This window comes from Arthrobacter humicola (assembly GCF_039531445.1).
GTDB classification, from domain to species: domain Bacteria; phylum Actinomycetota; class Actinomycetes; order Actinomycetales; family Micrococcaceae; genus Arthrobacter; species Arthrobacter humicola.
In genome coordinates this window covers 176,413-183,002 of the sequence record NZ_BAAAQB010000008.1, presented here as the reverse complement: position 1 = coordinate 183,002, position 6,590 = coordinate 176,413, and the positions used below count along the sequence as shown (strand labels likewise).

The window sequence follows — 6,590 nt, the reverse complement described above, 5'->3', positions numbered from 1 at the left end:
CAGATCAAAGAACTCAGTACGCGCATCCAGGGAAAACACATTGACCATCAAACGCTCCATCAATCAGAGCGTTGCAGCGACCATATGACTTTGCCCCCGGCGAGGCAACCACAAGTGATAGCGCATCCTTGGGTTAAAGGAGGCGGCGCTCGGCGGCCCAGCGGGTCAGCTCGTGGCGGCTGGAGAGCTGGAGTTTGCGCAGCACGGCCGAGACGTGGGTTTCGACTGTCTTGATCGAGATGAACAGTTCCTTGGCCACCTCCTTGTAGCTGTAGCCGCGGGCGATGAGGCGCATCACCTCGAGCTCCCGCGCCGAAAGCCTGTCCAGTTCGTCGTCGGCAATGTCCGCCGGGGCCGTGCCGAACGCGTCCAGGACGAAGCCTGCCAGCCGAGGCGAGAAGACGGCGTCGCCGCCCGCCACGCGGCGGACGGCGCCGCTGATCTCCGGCCCGGAAATCGTCTTGGTGACATAGCCGCGCGCGCCCGCCCGGATCACGGACACCACATCTTCCGCCGCATCGGAAACACTCAGCGCCAGGAACCGTGTGGTGGCCAGCAGCGGCGCCGAGCCGGCCAGAACCTCACGGCCGCCGCCACCGCGGCCACCTGGAAGGTGGACGTCCAGCAGCACGACGTCGGGACGCCGGGCTGCGATGACGGCAATTGCCTCTTCCACGGTGCCGGCCTCGCCCGCGACGACGATGTCCGGGTCCAGGTCCGCCTTCAACCCGGAGCGGAAGATGGCGTGGTCGTCCACGATCACCACGCGGATCGGGGATGGGTTCCCGGCTGCGGGGTTCACTGGTGCCGGGTTACCGGTTACGGGGTCTCCCGGGGCTGGGATGGTCACGGTTTGGCCTCTCCATTGCTGTTGTTGGCGGCAGCCGCGGCAGTTCCGGCAGATGCGGCGGCGGTGACGGGCAGCCGCAGCCGCACTTCGGTGCCGTCCGGGCTGCTGATGATGGCGGCGGTGCCGCCGTGGCGGTTCATCCGCCCGATGATCGATTCGCGCACGCCGAGCCGGTCCGGGGGAACCGACTCCGGGTCGAAGCCCGGCCCCCGGTCCTTGACGAAGACTTCCGCGGCGTCGTCGGTGACTTCAAGGTAGACGGAGACGGTGCCGCCGCCGTGACGGGCGGCATTGAGCATGGCTTCACGGGCCGCCTGGACGAGGGCCTCGTGGCGTTGGGTCATGACGCAGTCGCCCACGCTGACCACTTCGACAGCGTGTCCGAGGGTGTCTTCGACCTCCGCGGCGGCGGCCTCGATGCCCTCGGACAGCTGGCCGGATTCCTTGTCGGCATCCCGGTACAGCCAGCCCCGCAGCTCCCGCTCCTGGGCACGGGCGAGCCGGATGACGTCGTGCTCATTGCCGGCACGGCGCTGGATCAGGGCGAGGGTCTGGAGTACGGAGTCATGGAGGTGGGCGGCGATCTCGGCGCGCTCGGTGGCGCGGACACGCCCCGCACGCTCGGTTTCCAGGTCACGCCAGAACTTCAACCCCCAGGGCAGCAGCACCAGGGCCACGCCGCCGAGCACCGCCACCGAGGCCAGGAGCGCCAGCCAGGTCGCTTCCCACGACCCGGAGCCGGACACCATCACCAGTACGCCGGCCACCACGAGGGCGAGCCCGGCTGCGAGCCGTGCCCAGCCGCCGGCCTGATCCGCCTTGGTCTTGTCCACGAGCCCCGCCCGGCGGGTCTCATCCAGTTGCATCCAGGCGATTGCAGCGCCGCCCAGAATCGCCGCGACCGGAATCAGGGTGCCCAAAGGTACATCAACACCGAGGAGCCGGGCGATCAGGATTCCGGCGGCCAGCAGCAGGCCGGCGCCGAGCAGGATCTCCTTGCCGAAGGGCATGCCGGGCACCTTGGACCGCCAGGACCCCTGCCCCGCGCGGCCGGCGGCTTCTGCACTCCCGGCGCTCTCCGGGGAGCCGGGAACCCCGGGGGTGCCGGGGATCTCGGGGGTGCCGGGCATATCCGGGGCACTTACTGCCGGAGCGATGGGCGACGCCGGACGGCGGGCACTGCGCCTGGCGCTTTCATCCGCTGTGGGAACCATGATCCAGAGCCAGCCGTAGAAGGCCACCCCGGCGCCGCCTGCGAGCGCGGCCACCAGCATACCGATTCTGACCATGCGGACCGGCCAGCCCAGGTGGTTGGCGAGGCCCGCGCAAACGCCGGCGATCACGCGGTCGCTGCTGCGGACCAGCGGCGGGCGGACGGGCGGGGTTGTCATGCTTCAATCCAAGCACGGATCGGGGGTCCCCGGACGTGTTTGCGGGCCTAACCGGGGGCAGCTCAGGGACCATTCAGGGTGTTCCCCAGTAGAGCGCGGCACCGGAAGCGGGAAGGATCGAAGTATGAACCCGCACACCCCGCACCCTGATGAAGACCGGTCCTCCGCAGACCGGCAGCCTACGAATCAACCAGGCCCGGACCTTCCCGTCCCAGCCGAGCCCGCCACGGGCCTTCCCGCCGACGGCCAACCCGTTCCCGGGCAGCCCTCCGCTGAGCCCGCAGGTTCCGAGCCCGCCGGTTCCGCGCCCGCCGGTTCCGCGCCCGCCGGTTCCGAGCCCCTGCCGGAGCCGCCACGGCTCTACCGGGCCGGCGACCCGGACGGGCCCTACGGCCCGCCGTCGTACTCTGGCCCGCCCCCGTACACCGGCGCGACTCCCCCGCAGGGGGGCCCGTCGCAGTACGGGCCGGACTTGGACGGGCAGCTGCCGGGGCGCCAGCCGCAGAACTTCTTCGACTGGATCCGCAGCCAGGGTATTTACCGCGGACGCGACCGGTGGATCGGCGGCGTGGCCAGCGGCATAGCCCAACGGCTCGGCGTCGACCCCCTGATTATTCGCGGCGTCCTGATCGTCCTGACCGTGTTCGCCGGAGTTGGCGTGCTCGCCTACGGCCTGGCGTGGGCACTGCTGCCAGAACCCGACGGCCGCATTCACGTCCAGGAGGCCGGCGCAGGCCGGTGGACTGCCGGGATGACCGGCGCCCTTATCACCGCAGTTATCGGCTTCCCCAGCCTGGGCGCCGGCGTCTGGGGCTGGAACCGCTACGGCTTTGGCGCCTTCGCCTGGACCGTCTTCTGGGTGGGCGGCGCGATCTACCTCGTCTACTACCTGACCCAGCGCAACAAGACCCGCAACGGAGCCATTCCCACGCCCTCCCGGTACGAATCCAGCAGCCCGGCCGGCGCCGCAACGTTGGCGGGCACCGGTAGCGCGGGCGCCGGGCAGCGATCAGCCGGGGGCTTCCGGGCGGGTCCCGCACCGGCCTATGGCCAGCACGACGGCGACCCCGGAGTCTCCGCGGCCGGCCCGGCCTGGGGTCCGCCGCCGTCGGGCACCACCCTGCCCGGCTCCGCCGGGCCCGGCCTTGTTCCCCCCAATTCCGTTCCGCCCGGCGGCTACGGCCCGGGGGCAGGAGTGCCGCCGATGCCTCCAGCCCGGCGACGCAACCCGGGCCCGGGCACTCCGGCTGTCGCCATCACCGTCGGCGCCGCACTCCTGGTGGGAGGCGGCATCAAGGCCCTCGACGCCGCCCACGTGATCAATCTTGGCGATTCCGGCAACGCTCTGGTCTGGGCCATCGGGGCGGCCATCCTGGGACTCGGGATCCTGATTACAGGTTTGCGGGGCCGGACCTCGGGGATCCTGAGCTTCTTCGCCGTCGTGGCCCTGCTGATCGGCGGAATCTTCAGCGTGGTCCCGCACGGCGACCGGTTCCGGTTCCAGAATGCCGACTGGACGCCGTCCAGCATTCAACAGGCCCGCGGCGGCTTCGAAATCACCGGCGGCGCCGGAACCGTGGACCTGACCAAGCTGGCGCTCAATCCCCCGCTGGGCTCCGACGTCGTTGTTCCGATCGACGCGACGGCAAGCAACGTGACCGTCGTCATCCCGGACACAGTCCCCGTGCAGATCCAGGCGGACATGACCATGGGAAACCTGCACGAAGGCAACCAGGACCACGGCGGCATGATGAACCAACAGAGCGACTACAACACCTCCAAGCCGGGCGCCCGGCTGGTCGTCCAGATCTCCGGCACCGTCAGCAACGTGACCATCAAGGAAGGCAACTGACATGAGCAGCTATGACGACTCCGCGGACGGCGCCGGACCGGCGCCGGAAGAGGCGAATTCCCCGGCCCGGGTGGGCACAGTGGTGTGGGGGCTCACAGTGGTGGCCCTTGCCGCGCTGCTCATCATCTCCCGGCTGGGCATCGTGGCCCTGAACGGCACCTATGTCCTGATCGGCCTGATGATTGGCGCCGGTGCCGCGCTGATAATCGGCGGCCTTCTCTCGGCCCGCAGGCGTGACAATAATCCAACAACAGGGAAGTCTTGAACCATGGATAAATTCTTCAGCACCATCCGGGGCTTCGGCCTGAAACGTGGTCCGCAGCGCTGGCTTGGCGGCGTCTGCGGCGGAATTGCCGCCAAACTCAATGTGGACGTCGCCTTTGTCCGGATCGCCTACCTGCTGGTAAGCCTGCTCCCCGGCCCGGCCTTCGTGGTGTACCTCGCGGCGTGGCTGCTCCTTCCGGACCAGCGCAACGCCATCATCCTGGAAACTTTCCTGGCGAAGCGTTCCTCGCGCCGCTAGCGGCGTCGGCATCAGCGCGAACGGGTGCCCCTGCCTTCACGGCAGGGGCACCCGTTTGTAACCGTTTGTGTCCTGCCCCACACGCGCTACTAGACTCTAGGTGAGCTCAGCGTGGCGCTCTGCCTGTACCCCTTCAAACCAGGATTTGAGCCAAGATATGAAAATTGGAATCCTCACCAGCGGCGGAGACTGCCCCGGACTGAACGCCGTCATCCGTGGCGCCGTCCTCAAGGGCATCGCCGTCCACGGCCAGCAGTTCGTGGGATTCCGGGATGGCTGGCGCGGCGTTGTCGAGGGGGACATCGTCGAGATTCCCCGCACCATGGTCCGCGGCATCGCCAAGCAGGGCGGCACCATCCTCGGCACGTCCCGTACCAACCCGTTCGAGAACGGCGGCGGTCCCGAGGTCATCAAGGCCAACATGGACCGGCTCGGGATCGACGCGATCATTGCCATCGGCGGCGAAGGCACCCTGGCCGCGGCGAAGCGGCTCACCGACGCCGGTCTCAAGATCGTGGGCGTGCCCAAGACGGTCGACAACGACCTCGATGCCACGGACTACACCTTCGGCTTCGACACCGCCGTGGAGATCGCCACCGAGGCGATCGACCGGCTGCGCACCACCGGGGAATCCCACCACCGCTGCATGATTGCGGAGGTTATGGGCCGGCATGTGGGCTGGATCGCCCTGCACGCCGGCATGGCCTCGGGCGCCCACGCCATCCTGATCCCGGAGCAGAAGGCCTCCATGGAACAGATCGCCGAATGGGTTGTCTCCGCCCGCGACCGCGGCCGCGCACCGCTGGTGGTCGTCGCCGAGGGATTCGTCCCTGAAGGCCAGGAGTCCCCGCATTCGGAGCGCGGCCTGGACACCTTTGGCCGCCCGCGCCTCGGCGGCATCGCCGAGATGCTGGCCCCGGAACTCGAAGCCCGCACCGGAATCGAAACCCGCGCCACGGTTCTGGGCCACATCCAGCGCGGTGGCGTCCCGACCGCGTTCGACCGCGTCCTGGCCACCCGCCTGGGCATGGCGGCCATCGACTCCGTGGTGGAAAAGCGCTGGGGCACGATGGTTTCGCTGCACGGCACCGACATTGTGCACGTCGGCTTCGACGCCGCGCTCGGCAACCTCAAGTCCGTCCCGCAGAGCCGCTACGACGAGGCCGCCGTCCTCTTCGGATAAACCACTTCGGACAAGCGGCCCGGAGGCGCGCACGGCACGATGCGGCCGGGGCGCCCGCCTGCGGTGGGTAGGGTGGATTCATGACTCTTGAGCCCGGTTCCGCCGAAATCGTCCAGCTGGCATGGGCGCGCCGTTTGGGGTTCGACGACGGCGCCTTCGCGGCCGCCGCGGGTGAGCGCCTCACCCGGGCCGATGAGTCGGCCCGGTCCGTGCAGTTCGTCCGCCTGTTCGGCAACTCGGCTTTGGTGGGCCCGCAATGGGCTCTGGACGCCGCGGCCGGTCTCGCCGACGAGGAGCTGGCCCAGCACGTGACGCTCCTGACCATCACCCGGGGCCACGGCGGCCACGGGCTTGGCGCCGCGGCACTCTTCTTCGCCGACGACCTCCCCTTGCAGCAGCCGTCCGAGGAACTGACGGTCTCGCACGGGAACCCCGAGGCGATCGAGCTGGAGACGTTCTGCCCGCCCGACGACGTCAACGAGGTGGGCCTGGCGGGCCTCGAACACCGCTTCACGGTGATGCATGTCCAAGACGGGCGCCGGACACCCGTGGCCTGCGGCGCGTACGGCGAGTGGGAGGGGCTCCTGGCGCACATGGGCGTACTGGTGGCACCGGAGTGGCGGCGCCGCGGGCTGGGCAAACTGGCGGCTTCGATCGCCGCCCACGAGGCCCTCGCCGCCGGACTGACGTTGCAGTGGCGCTCGGAGGTCAGCAACAAGGGCTCGCTGGCGCTGGCCCGGAGCCTGGGCTTCTCCGCGGGCGGCATCCAGACCAGCGTGCTGCTGGGCTGA

General features: G+C 69.4%; 7 protein-coding genes. 5 read left to right on the top strand and 2 right to left on the bottom strand.

The window, feature by feature from the left end; all coding sequences use genetic code 11:
* Positions 1–133: 133 nt before the first annotated feature.
* Complete coding sequence (locus ABD243_RS03455; protein ID WP_116765110.1) at positions 134–766, bottom strand: LuxR C-terminal-related transcriptional regulator; 633 nt, start codon at positions 764–766, stop codon at positions 134–136.
* A gap of 80 nt (positions 767–846) precedes the next feature.
* Positions 847–2,241, bottom strand: coding sequence for an ATP-binding protein (locus ABD243_RS03450; protein ID WP_344362095.1), 1,395 nt, complete (start codon positions 2,239–2,241; stop codon positions 847–849).
* 124 nt (positions 2,242–2,365) lie between these two features.
* Between ABD243_RS03450 and ABD243_RS03445 the strand changes: the two genes are divergently transcribed.
* The 5 genes from ABD243_RS03445 to ABD243_RS03425 all read left to right on the top strand — a co-directional run bounded on the left by ABD243_RS03445 (position 2,366) and on the right by ABD243_RS03425 (position 6,590).
* On the top strand, positions 2,366–4,093 hold the full coding sequence (locus ABD243_RS03445; protein ID WP_344362093.1) for a PspC domain-containing protein: 1,728 nt from the start codon (positions 2,366–2,368) through the stop codon (positions 4,091–4,093).
* A 1-nt stretch (position 4,094) separates the two neighbouring features.
* Complete coding sequence (locus tag ABD243_RS03440; RefSeq protein WP_344362091.1) at positions 4,095–4,358, top strand: hypothetical protein; 264 nt, start codon at positions 4,095–4,097, stop codon at positions 4,356–4,358.
* Positions 4,359–4,361: 3 nt separating this feature from the next.
* Entirely contained in the window at positions 4,362–4,616 is a 255-nt protein-coding gene (locus ABD243_RS03435; protein WP_116765114.1) for a PspC domain-containing protein, read from the top strand.
* Between the two features lie 157 nt (positions 4,617–4,773).
* Positions 4,774–5,799, top strand: a complete 1,026-nt coding sequence (locus ABD243_RS03430) for a 6-phosphofructokinase (protein ID WP_091251945.1) — start codon at positions 4,774–4,776, stop codon at positions 5,797–5,799.
* Positions 5,800–5,879: 80 nt separating this feature from the next.
* Complete coding sequence (locus ABD243_RS03425; RefSeq protein ID WP_344362087.1) at positions 5,880–6,590, top strand: GNAT family N-acetyltransferase; 711 nt, start codon at positions 5,880–5,882, stop codon at positions 6,588–6,590.

Excerpts from the sequence above, each read along its gene's own strand:
- ABD243_RS03445 (WP_344362093.1), top strand. The coding sequence starts at position 2,366 with ATGAACCCGCACACCCCGCACCCTGATGAAGACCGGTCCTCCGCAGAC.
- ABD243_RS03450 (WP_344362095.1), bottom strand. The coding sequence starts at position 2,241 with ATGACAACCCCGCCCGTCCGCCCGCCGCTGGTCCGCAGCAGCGACCGC.
- ABD243_RS03440 (WP_344362091.1), top strand. The coding sequence starts at position 4,095 with ATGAGCAGCTATGACGACTCCGCGGACGGCGCCGGACCGGCGCCGGAA.
- ABD243_RS03430 (WP_091251945.1), top strand. The coding sequence starts at position 4,774 with ATGAAAATTGGAATCCTCACCAGCGGCGGAGACTGCCCCGGACTGAAC.
- ABD243_RS03425 (WP_344362087.1), top strand. The coding sequence starts at position 5,880 with ATGACTCTTGAGCCCGGTTCCGCCGAAATCGTCCAGCTGGCATGGGCG.
- ABD243_RS03435 (WP_116765114.1), top strand. The coding sequence starts at position 4,362 with ATGGATAAATTCTTCAGCACCATCCGGGGCTTCGGCCTGAAACGTGGT.